General features: G+C 43.9%; 2 protein-coding genes. Both read left to right on the forward strand.

Features of this window, described 5'->3' with window-relative positions:
* A partial coding sequence (locus PGZ10_RS16340) for a hypothetical protein (RefSeq protein ID WP_270541893.1) occupies positions 1 to 556 on the forward strand: 556 nt, incomplete at its 5' end.
* Between the two features lie 13 nt (positions 557 to 569).
* Positions 570 to 1,130 (forward strand): tRNA (mnm(5)s(2)U34)-methyltransferase, encoded by a 561-nt coding sequence (locus PGZ10_RS16345; RefSeq protein WP_117824770.1) that lies wholly within the window; start codon positions 570 to 572, stop codon positions 1,128 to 1,130.
* Positions 1,131 to 1,365 lie beyond the last annotated feature (235 nt).

The following is a 1,365-nucleotide window of genomic DNA, read 5'->3' on the forward strand; positions in this document are numbered from 1 at the left end:
TGTAACTTTTTATAAGTTTTCAGTAACGGTACAAAAGATGGGACATATTGTACAGCGTTTGGTCCGGAATGCCATCATGCAGGCAGTGAACCAGGCAATCCAGAAGAAGACACAGCAGGAAGCTGCAAAGCTTGGAAACGAATGGAAGGGAAGTTTTCACTGTCTGGTATCCGGGTATTACAGCGGGATGACCGTCAAATATCTGATGCTTCCATTTGCAATCTTCTGTATTCTGTGTGCGGCAGGAAGTGGAATTGCCGGAGGGCTGACCTACAGTATCTGGTTTATCGTGATCGCAGTGGTGTGCCTGGTTACGCGCAGTTATGGAATGAAAAAGATGCGTGTCATCATTTACTGGGACAATGGCATGGCGTTTTATGACAAGAATGGCAATGAACTCGTACAGCTGCCACGGACAGCCATCGATCAGATGACAGTGAAAAATAGTAAGATCACCATCCCATGGGAAGGGAAAGAGTATAAGATCATCAGAAACCCGTTGGATAACGAAAAAGAAGTACGGGAAATGCTCGATTTCTATGGAAAAGACAGATAAGGAGTGATAGAAAATGAATTTTCAGATCACAGAATATTGTCATCACATTTTAGAAGAATACATAGAAGAAGGAGATATCTGCATTGATGCCACCGCCGGAAACGGCGGTGACACCGAGTTCCTGTGCAAAAAAGTCGGAGAGACCGGAAATGTCTATGCTTTTGATGTGCAAGAGATGGCGATTTCTCACACTAGAGAACGCCTCGAAAGAGCGAACCTGTCGACAAGAGCCAAGCTGATCCACGATGGTCACGAGAAAATGCAGACCTATGTAAAAGAAGAAGTCAAAGCCATCACCTTCAACTTCGGCTACCTCCCCGGCAGTGACCACAAAATCGCAACCCATCCATCAACAAGCCTCGCCGCCATCGAGTCAGCCCTTAACCTGCTCAAAAAAGGTGGCATCATAAACCTCTGCATCTACAGCGGCGGCGACACCGGCTACGAAGAAAAAGAAGCCATTTTGAATTATGTCAAAGAATTAGACTCCAAAAAATGGCTCGTAATCGTAAACGCTTACTACAACCGCAAAAACGATCCCCCACTCCCAGTATTCATCTATAGACTGAAATAGTTTTTATTTCAGAAAACAGTAGTGGATCAACTGAATCAACAAAGCTGTTTTGCGCTTTTTATGTCTGTCGAAGAAAATCATACCGGAACAAATAAAGCCGTTTTTGCGGTTATCTGTTTGGCAAAAAACTTCGTACTGAGGCAACAGTCACAACCAGTAAAGTAGATCTGCCAAGACTGCAAAATAGAACGTTCCAATTCCATTCGAGGCAATGAAGATAAGACTCAAAAATTGT

The sequence above is a fragment of the Coprococcus sp. AF102-57 genome (assembly GCF_027686195.1).
GTDB classification, from domain to species: Bacteria; Bacillota; Clostridia; order Lachnospirales; family Lachnospiraceae; genus Allocoprococcus; species Allocoprococcus comes.